Consider the following 17,756-nt stretch of genomic DNA (forward strand, 5'->3'; position numbering starts at 1 on the left):
GGCGGCCGGGTCGGGGGCGTCGTTCGGGGTTCACCGCGAGCAGGGTCGGCGGTGCATCCGATCCCGACCGCTGGAGGCCGCGATGGCACCCCGTACCTCCGTCCCGCCGATCCGACGGCTCCCACTGGTCGTCACTGGGGACAGCGACCTGCTCGACGACCTGCTCCGGCTCGCCGCCGCCGGCGGGACCGAGGTGGAACTCGCCGCCGACCCGGCCGCGGCACGCACCCGCTGGGCCTCCGCGCCGCTGGTGCTGCTCGGTGTCGACCAGTCGCGGGCGTGCCTGCGGGCCCGGTTACCGAAGCGGCCCCGGTTGGTGCTCGTCGGCCGGACCGGTCAGATCGACCCCGGCTGGCAGATCGCCGAGCTGATCGGCGCCGAACACGTCGCCGCGCTGCCCGCCGCCGAGCCGTGGCTCGTGGACCGCCTGGCCGAGCACGGCCCGGAGCAGCCGGGCGGCCCAGGTGCGCGGGTCGTCGCGTTGTTCGGTGGCCGAGGTGGCGCCGGGGCGAGCGTGCTCGCCGGTGGGCTCGCCGTGACCGCCGCGCGGGCCCGACTGCGCACTCTGCTCATCGACGCTGATCCGCTCGGCGGTGGCCTCGATCTCGTCCTCGGCTGGGAACAGTTGGAAGGGCTGCGCTGGCCGTCGCTCACCAGCGCGGACGGGCGGGTGGACGCACCCGCGCTGGTCCAGGCCCTGCCCAGTCGAGGCGACCTGGTGGTGCTCTCCTGGGACCGCGGCGAGATGCTGGCGCTGCCCGCCGCGGCCATGGCGGCGACCGTCGACGCCGCCCACCGGGGCCGGGACTTCGTGGTGATCGACCTGCCCCGGCAGTTCGACGACGCCGCCGTGGTCGCGTTGCAGGCGGCCGACCAGGCGTTCGTCGTCGTACCGGCGGAGTTGCGTGCCACCGCGGCCGCCGCCCGGGTGGTGGCGGTGGCGGCACCACACTGCGACGCGCTCTCGGTGGTGGTGCGCGGGCCCGCCCCGGGCCGCCTTCGCGCCACCGAGGTGACCCGTTGCACAACAAGGGGTATCCCGTTACGGTCCCGGCATGGCACCCCGACGGGCAGCAAAGTACCGGCGCATCAGCGACGACCGCGAGGGCGATGAGCTGGGCATTGGTCGACAGGACGAAGACCTGGACGAGTTCGCCGAGCGTGAGAATCTGGTGTACGTCGCGAGCTACGTCGACAACGACAAGTCAGCGAGCACGCGATCGAAGAAGCGCCGCGACGACTATGAGCGCATGTTGGCCGATGCCAAGGCTGGCAAGTTCGAGGTCATCGCGGCGTACACCACCGGTCGCCTTACGCGTCGACCCCGTGAGCACGAGGACCTGATTGACCTCGCCGTGGACTACGGGATCGAGTTCAAGTACATCCGGTCGCCGTCGTTCGACCTCAAGACCTCTGCGGGCCGACGCATCGCGCGCACCCTGGCAGCTCAGGACGCCGGTGAGGCCGAGGACATCTCCGAACGGGTAGAGCGGGACGTCAAGCGCCGGGCGGAGGCCGGGGAGTTCCACGGTGGCAACCTGCCGTTCGGCGTTGACGCTGACCAGGACATCGTCAAAGGCAAGGTCAAGTACGTCAACTTCCGGCACCACACCACCGATGCGCCACGTGCGAAGGATGCCGTTCGGCGGGTGCTGGCTGGCGAGACGCTGTACGGGATCGCCAGGGACCTGGGGATACAGCGGCGGACGTTGAAGCGCGCCCTGACCAATCCTGCCATCGCTGGCCTGCGCGAGTACAACGGCGAGCAATATCCGACGCCTTGGAAGCCGATCGTTGAGGCTGACGACTGGCGGCGTGTGGTCGAGATCCTGGGTGATCCCGAGCGCGGGAAGAAGGAGTTCAACCAGCGCAAATACATGCTGTCGGGCCTGGTCGTCTGCGAGTGCGACGTAGTGATGTCGTCCAAGGGCAAGGGCGAGTCGTTCGAGTGCAACCCCGGTCGAGGCGGGTGTGGTAGGACCCGGATCGTCATGGGACCGCTTGAGAACTACATCGCTGACCAGGTGTTCTATGTGCTGGACACCCCCGAGGTACGCCAAGCCATCGCAGACCAGGAGAGCGGCGACGACCCCACGGCCGAGCTGCGTAAGAAGATCTTCGATGACGAGCAAAAGCTAAAGGATCTTGAGGACGAGTACGACGATGGGAACCTCCCCCGGCAGCGTTACCAGCGGAGGCGCGCACGGCTGACGGACCGGATCGAAACCAACACTCAGGCGCGTGATGCCGCCCTTCTGGCCCGCAAGCGCATCAACCTGCCAACAGGGACCGAGCTACAGGCGATCTGGGCTGACCGCGACGACGTGTGGAAGCGGACCATCCTCGCCTCGGTCATCGAGCGCATCGAGGTTGGCCCTCAGCCCATCAACCCCAAGACAGGCCGGGCGTTCACCAGTGCACCCCCGAGGAAGAGGGGCGAAGACGAGGCAGCTTGGAAGAAGCGCTTCGAGCTTCACCGCGCGAAGGTGTTCAGTCAGCGCCTCACCGTGACGTGGCTGGTGTGATCTGGCTCACAAACGTTTCGTACCGGGGGGTCTGATGGTGTCTAGGGTCGGGAGTCATGGAGTTCTCACCGCAAGTCATGGACCAATACACCCAGAACTTTTTGGCCTTTATGAACGCCGCAGACGACTTCGCGATCGTGTCCTATACGGACATGTTCGGTAACACCTACCGGCGTTTAGTCGACTCCAACGGCCACGGAGCTGGCTGGGCAGCCGATGTCCCCGATAACCGCATAGCGAAGTTCGCAATGGAGGTTCAGGGTCTTAAGTTCGCGGAGCCGGTCGTCCCAACTGGCGAAGATCAGTAGGGTCAAATTTCAGACCAGGTGGGAAGGGTATTAGGACTGGTCAGGGGCCCTCTTACGTTGGCTGGGCAACGGTCCACACAACAGCGGAGGACACCATGACCGAACCGACGAAGCCCACCGTCACCACCGCGAAGGCCACCGAGGCTGCCGCCAAGAAGGCCCCGGCGAAGAAGGCCGCTCCGGCTAAGGGCCCGGTCCCGTCCGAGAACACCGGACGCCTGGATCACTCGAACTGCACCCACCCGCGTACGCCGAAGGGTCGGGCCGCGTGCCGCGCGGAGCGGAAGAAGGCCGCTGAGGCCGCCACCACCAAATGACCCATGCGGGGATACCCGCCAATACGGCTTAGGCCCGTACGCGCGAACTGGACCGCCTCGGTTGCACACCCGCCGGGGCGGTTCGCCGTTGGATGACCACCCCGGCCCTCATCACGTACACCTCGCGCTTGGCCGTAGCGTCGCCCCGTGCGTCGAGCACGTACCCGGTGATCCAGATCCAATCGTGGTAGGGGTCGGGCTCGCCAACGGACACCACGCGCAGCATCAGCGCCCGGTCCCCGGTGAACTGCGGCGAGCAGGCCGCCCCGATGAGGACGACGTCTCCCGGCCTCACGACAGCCACCCGAGGAATCGGCGGTACACGGCGTCGGCGGGAGCCCAGGTCATGTCCTGCGTAGCCGCCACCAGGTGCGACCCCATGTAAATCCGGAGGGCTACCGGCGAGGCGGCGTATTCGTCCAACAACTCCAGGCGGCGTGTGGAACAGGGCCAGGGCCGGTCGCACGCCTCGCACAACCAGAGCGGGAGCACCGGCCCGTGCACGGCCATCAGCTCTCACCCGGCCAGTGACCCCGGTTGATGGGGATTTTGTGTCTGGCTCGACAGGGCAGCTCGTTCCCGCACTTGCAGACGTTCCGCCACTTGATCCACGACCACACCGGCTTGTGCCTGCGTGCGAACGTCCGGGCGGCTGCCGCTAGGTATTCGTCGAAGCTCGGCAACGGTGCACCTCCAACCTACGTTACTGGGTACACTGGGTACGCCGACGATACCCCGTATCGCCTGCCGAATCCCCCCGCGTGTTCTCTGGACACAGGGAGGACGACGCATGGCTGAGCCGCTGTATCAACAGATCGCCGACGACATCTCGCGGCAGATTGAGTCAGGTGTGTTGAAGCCGGGCGACAAGCTGCCCAGCACCCGGCAGCTATGCGACCTGTACGAGGTGAGTGAGACAGTGATCCGGTTCGTGATGATCCAGCTCAAGGCGCGAGGACTGGTCTACGGCCAGCCGGGCCGAGGGGTCTACGTCACGAAGGCGGACTGACCAAAGCCCCCCTTACGGGAGGCGATGGACTGGTTACGCGGGCAGAGCTAGGGCCGCAAGCGTCGAGATACCGGAGTTGACCCGCCACACCCCGGACGAGCTGGATGACGCCGCCCGCATCTTGAAGGTGTGGTTGCCAACGGTGGCAAGGCTGACGATGCAGAACGTTGAGACGGTGGCACGCCCGCCGACCGCGACGGTGCCGCCTGGGTAGAAGGTGGCGTTCTGGGACTGGTCGACGCCATCCACCGAGATCAGCGCATAGGGCGTAGCTCCGCTGGCGGTTGTGCACTGGAAGTCAACAGCGATCAGAGCCAGCGCGACCATATTGGGCAGCGTGGTGGTGATGGTGACCAGCGCGCCAGGCATGTCCGTCATCGTGGTTGTCAGGGGGGTGTTCGCGTTGACGGCTTGCTGACCACTCAGCGCGGTCCGCGCGGCTATCGTGGCGATGTCCGACCAGTAAGCCCTGTCCCCAGCAGCCATCTCACAAACCCCATCTCTTAGCGTCAGCCAAATGCACCTCAGTGCCGGCCGTCTGTGCCTTGCTGATTCCGTTGACTGCTCGGACGACTGTCGCGGTCTGCGTCCATGGGCCGGACCCGGACACGGCTCCCATGCTCGTCACCCTGATGCGCTCCCCGCCTACCAGCCATTCGTACGGCGCGGCAGTGGTCGACCAGGCGTCGGCGCGGTCAGTGAACGTGACCACCATCGACGTAGCTGAGGCGGTATATCCGGCGTTCAACGTGCTGGTCCGGGAGTCGTACCGGAAAGCCGAGTCATCCCACACACCGATCCGGTACGGGTCGTACGGCTCACACGAGTAGGTGATGATGTCCGTGCCGGGCGTCGTCTGCCGGACCATGCCGACCACCAACAGGTGGATCGTCTCGGCCTCCAGGCCGGTGATGGTGATGTAGCTGCCCTCACGAACGGCGAGCGCCCCAGTCACCAGGGCCGGACTCGCGGTCAGATTCACCGAGACACTGCGGTAGAGCGGCAGGTCGAGCGTGCCCTTGGCCAGGTGCCAGGTAGCGATGGGCTCTAGGTTCTTCTCGTCGGCGACGTTGACGTCTACCGTGGCCGGGTTGAGTCCCACACCAGCCGGTGGAGGCTGAACGCTCATCGGCCCGGAGTCCCTGGTGACGGTTACCTCACCGCCGGAGGCGTTCTTGACGGTCACCCGGTTGTGGGTGTTGAGGTCGCCGATCTCCTTCTCATAGTCGTAGATGTCGCCCGGGTAGGTCAGGGCCAGCGCCGGTGTCTGGTTGTAGAGGCCACGGCGCACCGTCATAGTCAGCCCGATGTCAAAGCGCTCATCATCGATGCGGCAGTCGTCGGTGTCGCGGATCTCCTTGAGGATGTCCAGTAGGGTGCCGGGCTTCTGCGGCCCCATCGGCAGGCTGTTGGTGGACCCTCCGATCATGGCCCGGGTAAGCCCCTGCTCCGCCGTCACCCGCAGGAATCGCGTACCGGCCGCCTCGCCGTTGTAGCCGTTGAACACCTGCAAAGCCGTAGCGCTGTTCAGGACGTCAGAGACGCCGGTTACGCCGAAGATGTGCGAGAACCACCCGCCGTCAACGACAGGGTTTCCGTTCTGTGTCCATGACCGCAGCGCTCCCACCGTGCCCGAGAAGGTGGTTGTCCAGCCGGTGGTGGTGGTCTGGCCTTGGGCATACCAGGCGTGCTCCACGGTGACGGTGCCGCCAGAGGCGCTGACCTTGACTCTCATCGTGGTCCATCGGTTCGGCGGCCCCGCATCGCCGGGGAGCACACTGCCCGACAGCAGCAAAGCACCGGCAGCGTTGGTGACGGTGATCCGGTAGCCCGTCGCGTCAGCCTCAATCGTCCAGGTGTAGCCGTTAGAGGTCGTCCAGCTCAACAACTGCCCGACTGCCGCCGGTACGGCTGGCAGCTTGAAGGACCAGGCGATCTGCCAACCAGCAGTAGCGGACGCGTCGGCGAACCGGCCGGTCATCTGAGTGGCGGCACCGACGCGCACCGACTGAGCGGCGCCTTGTGCTGACTCGCTATCGCCGATCGTTAGGCCGCTAGAGATGGTGCCCAGCGCCCCGCCCGGGTAGGAGTTGGAGAGCGCCAGGGCGTCTCGGTCATCCTCCAACGACCAGTGACCGATGGACGTCGCGCGGCTGGAGATCGTGCGGTACATCGGCGAGCGGATCGGGTCCGACCACGTACCGATGCGCCTCAGCAAGCCCTCAGCGACCAGCCGGGTCGTAGAACGCCCGCGCTTTGCCCCCGGCGTGTGGTCGATGGTGCGCTCCGGCGTCCACGTCGATGCCTCGGCCCACAGGTAGGTCGTGTTGTTGGGCCTGATGCGTACGCGGGTGTTGCGACCGGCGATGCCGTACAGCAGCGAGGTAGGGCGCGACGGGTCGTAGTTCAACGTGTCGTTGTCGATCTCGCACTCAATGCGCGAGGGGCGCGGCCACGTGCCGAATGGGTCCAGGCCGCGCGTCACCTTCACGCTGGTAGCCATCAGCGGTACGTCCGTCCACACGCCGGACAGGTACGCCTGCAAGCCCACGTTGTGCACCATCACCGCACCACCCGTACGCCGAGGGCAGTGACGCTGCCGCCCCGACGTTGTACCGCCCGAGCGATCGGCCCCAACAGGGCGTCACCCAGCTCGCCGAGGTCAACGCGAATCCACTCCTCGCCGCTGCCGGAGCGCGTTGTCGATACCCGTTCGCCACCCTGGAGGATCGCTAGCTGTTCCTGACCGACCGGACCGGGGACGACACCACCACCGTGGAAACGAGGGATGTGTGGAGCGCTGATGCTGTTCCCGCCGATCCCCGGAACCCAGCCGGGCACGGTCCAGCTCATCCGGCCTACGGTGTTGTTCCAGGCGTCCGCGACGAAGCTGAAGGCGGCACGGAAGGGGGCGGTGATGAAGCCAGCCACCTTGCCGAACGCCGTACCGATCCACCCCGGAATCTTCTTCAACCACTCCCAGGTGTCGCTAGCCGCGTTTTTAATCCACTTCCATGACGCCGACCACGCCCGTTGAAACCAATCCGTCTTGGCGGCTATCAGGACGATCACGGCGATCAACGCGACGATGCCCAGAACGATCCAGGTCGTAGGCGAGGCCAACTGCGCGATGTTCCAGGCCCACTGGGCAGCGGTCACCAGGCCGACCACACCAACCATGCCGGTCAGCAGCGGGGTCAGCATGTTGATCTGATCCGCCCACTGCTGGAGGTCCGGGGGATGGGCTTCCTTGGACGCCTCGTTCAGGTCCAGCGTCGCCTGGGTGCCGTCGATGGTCGCCTGGTTCGCGTCGGCCTGGGCCTGGGTCACGTCGAGGTTGGCCTGCTTGAGATCCTGTTGCGCTTGCTTGAGGTCTACGGCCGCTTGCTTGGCCTCGGCACTGTTCTTGCCGTGATCCCGGACTGCGGTGTTGTAGTCCTTCTGCGCGGTGGCAGCGTCGATGACGGCCTGTTCTGCATCGATCTGTGCCTGGCCGATGTCGAGGGTGGCTTGCTTCCCGTCGATCATGGCCTGGTTAGCGTCTTCCTGAGCCTGCGCCATGTCGTTCGTCGCCTGGGCCAGGGCAGCCGCCTTGCGTGCACCGGCCTGCTGGAAATCAGCGAGGGCTTGAACGGTCCCCGCAGCGTCCCCGATGGCGGTGGACGCCCCATCCACGGCCGATCCCAGCTTCCCAATGCGGGTGGTGTAGTCGTCGGTTTCCTTGGACCACTTCGCCATGTCCTGGCTGGCATTGGACGCTGAGTCACCCACGCCGAGGACAGAGCGCTCAGCATCCTTACTCGCCTTGGCGAGCTTGGACGCATCGCCAGCAAACTCCAGGTTGACGGTGTTAGCCATCAGTCCACATCCAGCCCCGCGCTACGCGCAACGTCGGTGAGTGCTTCTTGCAGAGCCGTTTCGATCTGGGGCCGGATCTCCCGAAGCGTGGGGTACAGGTACCGGCCTTCCTTGTAGAAGGGGCGGTCCACACTGCGCTTACGTCCGGTCTTGCCGCCGAAGTCCAGCCAGGGGTAGTACGGTGCCTTCCGGCCACCCACCGCCACCCGTGCTGACGTTCGTGTGGATCGGGCCTTGAGGGACGCTGCCGCGTTGCCAGTGCGCTTCGGGATTCTCGGCTGGGTCTTGGTCACCAACAGGCCGGCGACATCGTTGAGGGCGAGGCGTAAACCTTTGGGTGCTTCTTTGTCCAGCTTGCGAAGTCCGCGGTTGAATTCCGACAGGCCCTCGATACCGACCTTCATATCCATTGGTTCACCTCCCCCTCAACGATTTGCTAGTTGTCGTTGCTGTGCTTTGCGGCCGAAGTAAATCGACCATTGCATGTATTCGCGAGAAGACATGCGCTGGATCTCCGCCACGGTCTTCTTCAACTGTTCCGCCAGGAAGAAGTCGAAGTGGAACTCCGCGTCAGTCTCGAACCTCATCCACGTCGCTTTTCCCGGCACCCTCGTTGAGGCCGGACAGCTCGCGGACCTTGTCGGTGATGGCCTTCAGGGTGGGACCCTTAGCGGCCCGCTGGAACGCTTCGACCTGAGCCTCGGTCATCTTGGGCTGAACCAGGGCCATCGCGAGATTGCGCCGCTCGATCAGCTCGTTGTCCTCGGTGCCCTTCCCGGCGAGAACCAGTTCGTATCGAGTCAGACCACGAACGCGGACCTTCTTGCCGTTCGGCAGGATCACGTCCTCGGCGCTGTCCTCGACCTCGTTGATGGCCAGGTCTGCGGGGCTTGCGTATTCGGTGCTCATTGGAGTGGTGCCTCTCGGGAGTTAAGCCGCCTGGGGAGCCGAGTTGACGACATCGCTGAACTGGAGGTCCACAGACCACGTGATCATGTCTGCGACCGGGTGGGTCTGGGTGTACTTGGTGACGACCACGTCGACCATGTCCTGTGGCTTGCCGGAACCGGTGCCCTCGGGCTGGTGCGTGAGCTTCACGACCGTTCCCACCATCGGCTTGATGGCGGCTCGCGGACCGTTGACGGCCGTGCTGTCGTAGAAGCCGGAAATGGTCGCCGTGCCATTGAGAAGACCGCCGACGAACAGGTGAGCGTCCTTGCCGTAGACGGTCACGTCGTGGGTGTCGGAAGTGATTTCGAGCTGGCTGTTGTTGCTGTACTGCGTCAGATCGATCGCAGCGAGCTTGACAACGGTCTTACGCCCGTGAACGGTGGTCATGAAGTGCCTCCCTGGCACGCGAGGTTAAGAGTGAAACCGGCCGCGATGTAGTCGATGCCAGCGATCGTGAGGATGTCGAATTCCGCTGATGCAACGTGCAGGTCATCCCAGGGACGGTCCTCGTCGGAATCATCTTCCAAGGCGAGCTTTACCGATTTGGCTCCGGTGTCCGCCGCGTACGCGGCCAACGCGTCACGGGCCGACCGATCAGTGACCTTCCCGACCACCAGCCAAACGGAGAGGCCCGAAATACGGTCCATGCCCCGTCCATACGTGGCGTCGTATTCGATCGTCTCTGGGTACGACACAACGGCCGCCGGAGGAATGATGGTTTTCGGAGGCTGCGCGTGGACCTGCAAACCACCAAGGTCTTTGATTCTCCGGGCGATCCCGTCCATCACGTCATCGAGCTTCATGCTGCCCACCACTCCCGGCGATACTTAGAGCCCAGCGAGGTCTTCAGGTCCGGGTCGAGCGCGGCCAACAGCCGAGTCTCCCCACCCTCAGACGGCGACCCGGCCACACCGAATGGGCTGTCACGCCGGGCAGCGAACCGAGCAGTTTGGATGAGCGTTGCGTTCTTCACCGCCGCTGGTACCGCCGACCAGCCCCACAGGGCGGTGATAGTCAGCACCGGGGAATACGCGACCACCCGCGTATACGGCTTGCCCCTCTGCGGGGCGTTGTGTGGTCGGAGTACGGCAGACAGATCCACGACCACGCCAGCAGAATCAACAGCGACCAGGCCAGTGATATCCATGAGGTCATCGATCTCGAACAGGTAGCTCCGCTCGGTCCGGTCCCACACACCCCCGAACGTGCGTGCTTGCGGGGTGTCTACCTGGCCGAACTGGCGGTGACAGAACGTGTCCACCGCGCGGGAGGCAGTCGTGACCCAGGTAGCGACCAGCGCGTCGTCTGCGTCGTCCTCGATCCGTAGATATGCCTTGGCTTCGGCAACCGTTACGTAGTCCGGTTCCCAGGTCATGACTGCCTCCCTTCGGTTACTTCTTGGTCTTCGCGGCGAGCTGTGCTTCCAGCTCGGCGACCCGCTTACGGAGCCGGGCCACTTCGCGCTTGTACGCGGGCAGCTTGGCCGCCGCCTGGCGCTGTTCCGAGATCTTCGCCATGACTACGCGGCGGTGTTCTGGTCGAAGATCACCTGGCGGACGCCGTTGATGTCCAGGTTCGCCAGCGCGATGTCTCCGTAGATGCCGATGGTCACGTGCGAGAGCTGCGGGATGTTGGCGGTCTGGACGGTCGCGCCGAAGTTCCAGTCCAGCCGCTCCGGGGCGGACGCCCAGCCGCGCACCTTCGAGGGGTCGAACAGCCAGGAATTGACGCTGCCGTTGCCGCCAGCCGCACCCAGAGCCCAGGCCGGGACCGCCCGAGTGCCACCGACGTTCAGCGTCGCCCAGAGGCTTTCCGCCGTGCCGTTGGCGTTCATCGGCGCGATCTGCGGGTAGAGCGGACGACCGCTGTCGTCGGTCACACGAGCGAGCAGCCGGTACAGCGCCTGGTGGACCGCGAACGCACGGAAGCGGTTGCCGCCCCGGACGAACTGGAGATCGGTGATGGCCGCTTCGAGCGACTGCGCCGACGCCTGGTCGTTGTCGTTCGTCGGGGTCGCGGGGGAGCCAGTGACGGTGATGTCCGCAGCAGCCGTGAGGGTGTTCAGGAACGTGGCGACAGCCGCCTCACGATCCTCGAAGTACTCCCGGAGCATCTGGTCCCAGAGGATGCCGGACAGCTCCGGGCGACCACCGCGACGAGCCGCCTGCCGGGTCACCTCGACCTTGCCCCACACCTGCGTGGGAACGATGGTCTGGGAGGTGACAGTCATGGCACCCGGAGCGGGCTCCGTGCCCTCGGTGGCCGGACCGACCAGGCCCGACGAGCTGTTGAACTTCGGCACGTCGAACGAGGTTCCGTCCGTGGGGCCGGAGGCGATCATGTCCCACAGCGGGGTGCTGTAGTCCATCTGCGGCTGCCACAGCTCCGGGGCGTACCGGTTCGGGTTGAGGCTGGCGGTGTCCGCCCGGTCCACGTCGTTCGTCGGGTTGAACGCGGCACCAATCAGCGCGTTGACCCGCTTGAGCGCGTCGCCGTCCTGGCCGCTCGTGTTGATGAGCGAGAAGACGTCGGACGAGAAGTCGTGGCCGTTGGTGCCCCGGTTGAAGACCGACCGGCCATCGACCCGCGCCACGTTGTACGGCAGGGGCTCGCGGACCTGGGTCTGCACCGCCGGACGGGCCGGACGGACCGAGTTGTAGGCCGCGTTCCGCGCCCGGATCTCGTCGTCCTTGCGCCTGTCGGCCAGCTCGGCTTCCAGCGCCTCGTAGTTGCTGATTTCCTCGGCGGTCAGCGACCGGCCTTCTGCGCCGTCCATGAGAGCGGTCATCGCCGCGAGGATTTCCTCGATGGTACGCACTAGTTCACCCCTCCCAGGGCAACGCGGGCACGAGCCCGAATCAGTTGCGAAGCACGGTTTTCCGGCTCGCTCTTGGTCTTCTTGTCGGTCACCCTGTCCGCAAGGCCGGCGTCGACCGCCTGTTGTGCGGAGTACCAGGTAGTTGCCGTCATGGCCTTACGCCAGGTCGAGGAGGCGCCGCCTGCGCGATCGGCGTAGTAACCAGCGATGTCGTTGGAGACCTCGTCGAACAGGTCCGCGTACTCCCGCATCTCGGCAGGGCCGCCCATGACCACACCTTGTGCGTCGTGGATCATCATTCGGCCGCCCTTGGCGATCTCCACCGTGTCTCCGGCCATCGCCAGGAACGACGCAGCAGACGCGGCCAATCCGTCGATGTGGGTCGTGACGCGTGCGGGGTGGCTCTTGACCGCCTCAAACATCGCCACAGCGTCGTAAACAAACCCGCCGGGGGAATTGATGTGCATGTCGATCGCGGGGCTCTTGATGGCGTGTACGGCCTTCACGAAGTCCGCGCTGTCGTTATCCCACCCGCCGATCACGTCGTAGACGTACAGCTTCGGAACCTCGCCATCCTCCATGCGGAAGCACGGAGTCTCGCGGGGCTTGATGTCATCCGACGCGTTGCGCCACGCGGCCCGGAGCGCGCACAGGTTATTCGGCTGGCGCATCGTCGGCCTCCGTTGGTGTGGTCACGGCGTCCAGGACATCGCCTCCCGCAATGGGCGGAAGATTGCGGATCTTGCGAGCTTCGTTCACCGTCAGGAACGGCTTGCCGGTCTGCTTGAGGAGAAGCTCGATTTCCTTGTCCGGCGACGGCCGCTCCAGGCCGGAGAAGTCCACTTCGAGCCACCGCGGCTTTGCCAGCAACCGGGAGCCTCGGCCTTCCAGCCGAGACGCCCACGGGGCGAGCACGGTCCGGCCCAACGCGCGGTTCTGTTCCTCGACGCCGGTACCCCAGGACGTCTGCTTCTCCGTCTGCATCAACAGGTGCGGAGGCACGCCGGTCCAGCGGGAGATTTCCTCGATCTGGAACTGGCGTTGCTGCAAGAACTGGGCATCGACAGCGCTCATCGTCCAGGGCGTGAACTTCAGCCGCCGGTTAACGATGGCGATCTTGCCTGCGTTGTCTGGCCCGGTGGTCGCGCTGTCAAGCGTCCGCTTGATCTCCCGGACCTCTTCGGTCTCAAGGTCATCTTCGGGTGACGCCAGGCCAGAGATCATCGCACCGGTGGTGAACATCTTCCCGGCGGCCTGATCGGCACTGATGGACGCACCCAGGCTGAACCGGGCCGCCTGCAACAGGCCCATGCCGGTCTTGCCCCCGTCAAGGGACAGCGCCGGGATGTACCAGAAGTCGTCAGCATCCAGCCGGACCGATTCCCCGCCCTGGAGCTGGACACGGAACCACACACCCCCGCGTGGGTTCTCGTCGTCCGTGGGGTCTTCCTCGGTGAACGACGCAGGGTGCACGAGGGGAAGGCGCACCAGTCCGCCAGCCTCGTTCTTGATCTTCAGTGCGCCAGCCTTGCCGTGGATGACGAGGTAGGCGAACAGGGTCTCTTCCCACTCGAACTGGGTCTGACCGTCCGGCCCGTCAGGCTCATCGAAGATCGATGGCACCCGCTCCGTCTCGTCGCCCTTCTCGCGCAGCGTGCGCAGGGGGAGTGACGCCAGCGTTCCGGAGATTAGGGACACCGCCCGGAAGATCGCGGACAGCCCCATTGCCGAGTTTTGAGTGACCGCAACTCCCGCGAGATCGACCACACCAAAGGGGTTGAAGAAAGCCGCAAAGGCGGGATCTGCAACGGAAATGACGGCGTTAGTCGGGGCGCTCTTAATGCGCCTCTGTGGGTGTCGATGCCGTTTCCGCGTCACGGTTGGAATGGTACACCACATACCCCCGGGGGGTATCATGTGCGAATGGAGACCGGGCCGATGGAGTCGGCGTTTAAGGCTGCGTCAAGTATCGAACCTGCCGCCGATAGGGATAAGGCAGCGGTCGAATTGGGGCGAACTTTCGCCGAGCAGATGGACCTTGAGCAGGACGCCGCGACTCTCATCAAACTTGGTGACTCATACCTCCGCGTCTTGGAAGCACTGCAAATGACCCCGCGCGCCCGTGCGCTTGCCCAGAAGGGAATGAAGGGCAATGACCCTGTTAAGCCCCAGTCCCGGCTGGACGAACTCCGCGAGCGGCGTTCTCGGAAGAGTGGAGCCAAGACTGTGGACGCCGCCTCTTCGTGAGCTGACACCGGAGACGTCATACGGGTATGACGTCATCGACTTTGCTGAAGCCATTGGAATGCCTCTCGATCCGTGGCAGCAATGGCTTGCTATCCACATGGGCGAGCTGTGGCCGGACGGTAAGCCCCGCTTCCTGATCGTCTTGATTCTGGTAGCCAGGCAGAACGGCAAGACTCACTTCATGCGCGTGCTCACGTTGTACTGGATGTTTGTCGAAGCCGTTCCGCTTGTCTTTGGCACACATGCTGACCGGGGTAAGGCGAAAGATTCGTGGAAAGAAGTTATCGAGATGGCGGAGCGCATTCCCCTTCTCGCTGACGAACTGCCGACGCGACACATTGTCAAGCAGAACGGCGAAGAAGAGTTCTTCAACGTCCACGGTAGTAAGTACAAGTTCCACGCGGCGAACAGCAAATGTGCCCTCGGCTACACGGTCCACCGGGCCATCATTGATGAGTTGCGAGAGCACAAGAATAGCGACGCCTGGGAAGCCATCATTCCTACCACCGATGCTGCCGCCACGACCGAGTGGGGTGCCCAAGCTGTCGCCATCACCAATGAGGGTGATGAGAGCGCAGAAGTGCTGCACGGACAGACCGAGGCGGCCGAGGACTTCATCAATACCGGGAACGGAGATCCCCGTCTCGGCATGTTCTCGTGGAGTTCCCCGCCCGGTTCAGACCCCACTGACCTCGAAGCACTCGCGTATGCCAATCCCAGCCTTGGTCATCGACTGTCGGTGGATGCCCTGCACGGTAAGGCCATCGTGGCAAAGCGTTCAGGGGGAGAGCGCTTGACCAAGTTCCGCATCCAGAGAATGTGCCAACGAGTCGCGGTCCTCAACCCCGGTATCGACCCAGAGTGCTGGAAGCTCGCAGGGACCACACAACCCATCAACCTGGCGGACCACCGGGACCGGCTGGCTTTGTGCCTTGACGTGGCTCTGGACGGGTCTCACGCAACCCTCGTGGCTGCGGCAACGGTCGACGGCATCACTCACGTCGAGGTGGTTGACGTGTACTACGGCTTCCAGTGGTCGAAGCGGTTGGAACGAGAACTGCCCGGCTGGGTGGCGAAGCTGAAGCCCCGGCAGTTCGGCTGGTACGAGAAGGGTCCTGCGGCAGCTATCTGGGCGACGCTCTCGGCCAAGAACGGCAACCGCCAGTGGCCTCCGCGCAGGTGCGAGGTGATCGGGCTGGACGCCCTCAGGCCGGCGGTCTGCATGGGCTTGAACCAGGCCGTCATCAACGGAGAAGTCCAGCACCCGGATGATGCGTTGCTCAACAGCCATGTCAGCGCAACCCAGAAGTCCCCAGTGTCCATGGATGGTACGTGGTGGTTCATGCGGCGTGGCGCGTCTCCTATCGACGCCTCATACGCCTTAGCGGGTGCCGTCCACATGGCCCGGACGATGCCCGGTCCGCGTCCGCCCGTCGTCGCGCTGGTGTAGCTCGTCATCCACAAAAAAACAGGGCGGCGGGTGTTCCAGGTGCCAGGGTCGCCGAACAATTTCACCATCGACTGATCCTCTTCGGCTCCGGCTCGTCACGCACCACGATTCTCTTTCGAGCCAGGTTGCATGCCCTGCACGACGCACGAAGGTTACCCACGTCATCAGTGCCCCCCATCTGTCGAGGGATGATGTGGTCGACGTGTGCTTCATCCTTCACTGCCATCCGTGCGTAGACCGTGCACCCGGGCAGTTGAACCATGCACCGTTCACCATCCCTCTCCAGCACATACGCTCGCAGCTTCCTCCATCGTGTGGTACTCCCATTGCCCTTGAGCTCAGGCATTGCGTTACCCCCCTTCATGGTGGGTGTTACCGATGTTGGTTCGTCGGGTGGGTCATGTTGGTGTCGTTACCGCCATATACGCGGTAACACCATCAACACCGTGTTATTAATAACGCTTGATAACGTTAATAACGCTTACCGGTAGGCGTTTTCGCGTCGTCAACGCATCCATTGGCTTGGATGGCATCGTTACTGATCATGGCGTTTTGCCTGGTCAGGGGTTGATAACACCCGACACGCGGGGTGTTACTGATCATGGTTTCCTGCGCCTGCGCCCAGCCGCCACGTTGCGGATCGTTGCGCCTTCACCCGCCTCGACCAATGGCCCGTAAAGCAGCTCTTTGCCCTTGCCTGGCTTGGTCTTGATGAAGCCCAGGAGGACTGCTTCCTTGACCAGGGTGCTGACCACGTTCTGGTTCTTCATCCCCGCAGGCAGCGCGCCGACGGCTTCCCTCAGCAGCGCCTTGGTGTTGAACTGCCACGGGTTCTTGTAGACGATTGCCCGGATTGTCTCGACGCCTTCGGCACCGGTCACCTCGCCGCGACTACCCGCCATCCCCGCCATCGATCGATGGGTTTCTTCGTCCCACATGAGCGAGGTCTGATCCAACTTGACGCCTCGGCCGTTGATCCGCAGGAAGCGGATCTCACCCTCCATGGTGTAGATCCACCGCGCTCCGGCGTGCTCATCGATCGCAGACGCGCCCCGTGCCCGTTCCTTGCCCTCCTCCATCTCTGACCGGGGTGTGTGGGCCAGGATGAATGACACCTTGACCCTTGCCTGGCGCTTAATCTCATCGATGGCCGCGAAGAGTCGGCGGGTCTGGTCGTTGTCCTTGTCGATGTTCACGCCTGCCCACACCGCCAGGACGGCCAGGCTGTCGATCATCCACACCTTGACCTTGTATTGCTTCAGCCAGCGGATGGTCCATGCCTTGCCCGGTTCGCTGAGGATGTTCACCGGCTGACCGACGCCATCCCAGACAGCCATGCGGCCCTCGCCGTCGATGCCAAGGGGGTTCATGAACTCGCGCCGCAGTTCGTCCAGTTCGACCTCCAGCGACCAGAAGCCGACGCGTGACCGGACGACCGGGAACCGGTCCAGGAACGGCTCCCCGTCGACCAGGCACCGCGCGAGATCCATTGCCAGAGCGGTCTTGCCGGTCTTGAACTGGGCGATCAGTACGGCGTTCTGCTTCGCGCCCAGCAGACCCTTTTGACCTTCCTCGGCTGGACCCACCAGGTACTCCACGGGGGGTAGGTCCTTCTGGTTGATCTCGGCCAGCGTGCCGTAGGTGTCGGGGTCTGGTTCGCGGAAGTCTGCCGCTGCCAGTTCCTCCGCCACCTCGCGGCGAGCCTGAGCCTGCGCCCGGAGCTTCAACTTCTCCTTACGGATGATCTCCCTCAGTTCGTCCTGCTCGGACTCTTCCATCTCTTCCGGCGTCAGGTCCCGAAAGGGTCCGTCGTCGTCAACGAGGTGCAGACTCATCAGGCGGCCTTCTTCTTTACGCGTTCCCGGGCTCGGGCTCTGCCCATTGCCTGGCGTTCTGAGGTAATGGTCCGGCAGATCCGGATCATGTCGTACATCAACAGCCCCACGTCGGCGGAGCAGGTAACACCGAACAGCGATTCGAGGTAGCGCCTGTATGCGTTGAACTCACTCATGTAGGCGGTGAAGTGGTACGGCATCATCCACACGATGCGCCGATGCGATGCGTTGATCGACAATGCGTCTACATCGCCCCTCAGATCGTCTGGAAGCCACATCCGCCCCGGTCGGGGTGTGGCACCACCCATCAACGGTGACAACCGCTTCAGGATGACTGCCAAGTCGTCGCCGGTCGGGCAGTCTCGGTAACTGCTCATCGGCATGGGCAATGGCTCTGGAGGAAATTGGTTCTTCATTTGATGACCCCTTAGAATGGTG

General features: G+C 64.4%; 23 protein-coding genes and 1 pseudogene. 7 read left to right on the forward strand and 17 right to left on the reverse strand.

Translation table 11 applies throughout. The features are described 5' to 3' along the window. Positions 1 to 82: 82 nt before the first annotated feature. From ssd to ACQP0N_RS02025, 4 genes and pseudogenes are all read left to right on the forward strand, one after another. Positions 83 to 1,045, forward strand: a pseudogene (gene ssd / locus ACQP0N_RS02010) (septum site-determining protein Ssd); the annotation flags it as partial. Positions 1,046 to 1,055: 10 nt separating this feature from the next. Continuing rightward, positions 1,056 to 2,525 carry a recombinase family protein gene (locus ACQP0N_RS02015; RefSeq protein WP_433117079.1) on the forward strand — a complete coding sequence of 490 codons (1,470 nt, stop codon included), beginning with the start codon at positions 1,056 to 1,058 and terminating at the stop codon, positions 2,523 to 2,525. A 56-nt stretch (positions 2,526 to 2,581) separates the two neighbouring features. Beyond that, on the forward strand, positions 2,582 to 2,833 hold the full coding sequence (locus tag ACQP0N_RS02020) for a hypothetical protein (protein WP_433117080.1): 252 nt from the start codon (positions 2,582 to 2,584) through the stop codon (positions 2,831 to 2,833). 95 nt (positions 2,834 to 2,928) lie between these two features. Next, entirely contained in the window at positions 2,929 to 3,150 is a 222-nt protein-coding gene (locus tag ACQP0N_RS02025) for a hypothetical protein (RefSeq protein WP_433117082.1), read from the forward strand. A gap of 28 nt (positions 3,151 to 3,178) precedes the next feature. On the opposite strand, the gene ACQP0N_RS02030 is transcribed toward ACQP0N_RS02025, so the two are convergent. Then, a complete protein-coding gene (locus ACQP0N_RS02030; protein ID WP_433117084.1) occupies positions 3,179 to 3,445 on the reverse strand; it encodes a hypothetical protein in 267 nt (88 codons plus the stop codon). 495 nt (positions 3,446 to 3,940) lie between these two features. On the opposite strand from ACQP0N_RS02030, the gene ACQP0N_RS02035 reads away from it, so the two are divergent. Further along, entirely contained in the window at positions 3,941 to 4,159 is a 219-nt protein-coding gene (locus ACQP0N_RS02035; protein WP_433117085.1) for a winged helix-turn-helix domain-containing protein, read from the forward strand. A 33-nt stretch (positions 4,160 to 4,192) separates the two neighbouring features. On the opposite strand, the gene ACQP0N_RS02040 is transcribed toward ACQP0N_RS02035, so the two are convergent. From ACQP0N_RS02040 to ACQP0N_RS02100, 13 genes are read right to left on the reverse strand one after another with little or no spacing between them, the layout of a single operon-like run. Next, positions 4,193 to 4,645 carry a hypothetical protein gene (locus ACQP0N_RS02040; protein WP_433117087.1) on the reverse strand — a complete coding sequence of 151 codons (453 nt, stop codon included), beginning with the start codon at positions 4,643 to 4,645 and terminating at the stop codon, positions 4,193 to 4,195. A gap of 1 nt (position 4,646) precedes the next feature. Further along, positions 4,647 to 6,722, reverse strand: coding sequence for a hypothetical protein (locus ACQP0N_RS02045; protein WP_433117089.1), 2,076 nt, complete (start codon positions 6,720 to 6,722; stop codon positions 4,647 to 4,649). Then, positions 6,722 to 8,017, reverse strand: coding sequence for a hypothetical protein (locus ACQP0N_RS02050; RefSeq protein ID WP_433117091.1), 1,296 nt, complete (start codon positions 8,015 to 8,017; stop codon positions 6,722 to 6,724). The genes ACQP0N_RS02045 and ACQP0N_RS02050 overlap by 1 nt, the downstream gene beginning before the upstream one ends. Further along, positions 8,017 to 8,427: an HK97 gp10 family phage protein gene (locus ACQP0N_RS02055; protein WP_433117093.1), complete on the reverse strand. Its 411-nt coding sequence runs from the start codon at positions 8,425 to 8,427 to the stop codon at positions 8,017 to 8,019. Before ACQP0N_RS02055 ends, ACQP0N_RS02050 begins: the two co-directional genes overlap by 1 nt. Before the next feature lie 15 nt (positions 8,428 to 8,442). Continuing rightward, entirely contained in the window at positions 8,443 to 8,604 is a 162-nt protein-coding gene (locus ACQP0N_RS02060; RefSeq protein ID WP_433117095.1) for a hypothetical protein, read from the reverse strand. Further along, positions 8,588 to 8,926 carry a hypothetical protein gene (locus ACQP0N_RS02065; RefSeq protein WP_433117097.1) on the reverse strand — a complete coding sequence of 113 codons (339 nt, stop codon included), beginning with the start codon at positions 8,924 to 8,926 and terminating at the stop codon, positions 8,588 to 8,590. The genes ACQP0N_RS02060 and ACQP0N_RS02065 overlap by 17 nt, the downstream gene beginning before the upstream one ends. A 21-nt stretch (positions 8,927 to 8,947) precedes the next feature. Beyond that, positions 8,948 to 9,355, reverse strand: coding sequence for a hypothetical protein (locus tag ACQP0N_RS02070; RefSeq protein WP_433117099.1), 408 nt, complete (start codon positions 9,353 to 9,355; stop codon positions 8,948 to 8,950). Continuing rightward, positions 9,352 to 9,771, reverse strand: coding sequence for a hypothetical protein (locus ACQP0N_RS02075; protein WP_433117101.1), 420 nt, complete (start codon positions 9,769 to 9,771; stop codon positions 9,352 to 9,354). The genes ACQP0N_RS02070 and ACQP0N_RS02075 overlap by 4 nt, the downstream gene beginning before the upstream one ends. After that, positions 9,768 to 10,343: a head-tail connector protein gene (locus tag ACQP0N_RS02080; RefSeq protein WP_433117102.1), complete on the reverse strand. Its 576-nt coding sequence runs from the start codon at positions 10,341 to 10,343 to the stop codon at positions 9,768 to 9,770. The genes ACQP0N_RS02075 and ACQP0N_RS02080 overlap by 4 nt, the downstream gene beginning before the upstream one ends. A 16-nt stretch (positions 10,344 to 10,359) precedes the next feature. Continuing rightward, positions 10,360 to 10,485, reverse strand: coding sequence for a hypothetical protein (locus ACQP0N_RS02085; protein ID WP_433117104.1), 126 nt, complete (start codon positions 10,483 to 10,485; stop codon positions 10,360 to 10,362). Between the two features lie 2 nt (positions 10,486 to 10,487). Beyond that, on the reverse strand, positions 10,488 to 11,786 hold the full coding sequence (locus ACQP0N_RS02090) for a hypothetical protein (protein WP_433117106.1): 1,299 nt from the start codon (positions 11,784 to 11,786) through the stop codon (positions 10,488 to 10,490). Then, on the reverse strand, positions 11,786 to 12,457 hold the full coding sequence (locus ACQP0N_RS02095) for a head maturation protease, ClpP-related (RefSeq protein WP_433117108.1): 672 nt from the start codon (positions 12,455 to 12,457) through the stop codon (positions 11,786 to 11,788). The genes ACQP0N_RS02090 and ACQP0N_RS02095 overlap by 1 nt, the downstream gene beginning before the upstream one ends. Then, entirely contained in the window at positions 12,441 to 13,664 is a 1,224-nt protein-coding gene (locus tag ACQP0N_RS02100; protein WP_433117110.1) for a phage portal protein, read from the reverse strand. Before ACQP0N_RS02100 ends, ACQP0N_RS02095 begins: the two co-directional genes overlap by 17 nt. 45 nt (positions 13,665 to 13,709) lie before the next feature. On the opposite strand from ACQP0N_RS02100, the gene ACQP0N_RS02105 reads away from it, so the two are divergent. Together ACQP0N_RS02105 and ACQP0N_RS02110 are read left to right on the forward strand one after the other, a co-directional pair. After that, positions 13,710 to 14,033 (forward strand): terminase small subunit, encoded by a 324-nt coding sequence (locus tag ACQP0N_RS02105; RefSeq protein WP_433117112.1) that lies wholly within the window; start codon positions 13,710 to 13,712, stop codon positions 14,031 to 14,033. A gap of 97 nt (positions 14,034 to 14,130) precedes the next feature. Beyond that, positions 14,131 to 15,483, forward strand: a complete 1,353-nt coding sequence (locus ACQP0N_RS02110) for a terminase (protein WP_433117114.1) — start codon at positions 14,131 to 14,133, stop codon at positions 15,481 to 15,483. Positions 15,484 to 15,544: 61 nt separating this feature from the next. Here the strand turns inward: ACQP0N_RS02110 and ACQP0N_RS02115 are convergent, their stop codons facing one another. The 3 genes from ACQP0N_RS02115 to ACQP0N_RS02125 form a co-directional block, all read right to left on the reverse strand. Next, complete coding sequence (locus tag ACQP0N_RS02115; RefSeq protein WP_433117116.1) at positions 15,545 to 15,847, reverse strand: HNH endonuclease; 303 nt, start codon at positions 15,845 to 15,847, stop codon at positions 15,545 to 15,547. Between the two features lie 235 nt (positions 15,848 to 16,082). After that, positions 16,083 to 17,318 (reverse strand): AAA family ATPase, encoded by a 1,236-nt coding sequence (locus ACQP0N_RS02120; protein ID WP_433117117.1) that lies wholly within the window; start codon positions 17,316 to 17,318, stop codon positions 16,083 to 16,085. Further along, positions 17,318 to 17,734 (reverse strand): hypothetical protein, encoded by a 417-nt coding sequence (locus ACQP0N_RS02125; RefSeq protein ID WP_433117119.1) that lies wholly within the window; start codon positions 17,732 to 17,734, stop codon positions 17,318 to 17,320. The genes ACQP0N_RS02120 and ACQP0N_RS02125 overlap by 1 nt, the downstream gene beginning before the upstream one ends. Positions 17,735 to 17,756 lie beyond the last annotated feature (22 nt).

Source organism: Micromonospora sp. CA-246542, assembly GCF_050942905.1.
Lineage (GTDB): Bacteria > Actinomycetota > Actinomycetes > Mycobacteriales > Micromonosporaceae > Micromonospora.